At 73.2% G+C, this 291-nt stretch carries 1 pseudogene; it reads right to left on the reverse strand.

From position 1 onward, the window contains the following. Window positions 1-291, reverse strand: a pseudogene (locus H926_RS32995) (FUSC family protein); the annotation flags it as partial.

Consider the following 291-nt stretch of genomic DNA (forward strand, 5'->3'; position numbering starts at 1 on the left):
CGCCGAGCAGCGTGCCGAGCACCCCGCCATAGGCAATGCGCCCGCAGGCCAGCAGCACGGCAAACACCAGGATCGGCCCCAATAGCAGCCCCGCCATGGGCCAGAGCGCGGCGAGCGCACTGCCGGCAAAGGCCATGGCCGTGCCCGCGCCCAGGAACGTGCCCAGCATGCGTCGCCGCACCGCATCGGGTGCGGGGGCATCGCACAAGCAGGTCCAGAATGCCGCGAAGACCGACCAGCCCAGCACGGCCAGCCCGCTGGCCAGGGCCAGCGTCAGCGGCGCGCCTACCG

This window comes from Novosphingobium sp. B-7, from assembly GCF_000410615.1.
Taxonomy (GTDB): Bacteria; Pseudomonadota; Alphaproteobacteria; order Sphingomonadales; family Sphingomonadaceae; genus Novosphingobium; species Novosphingobium capsulatum.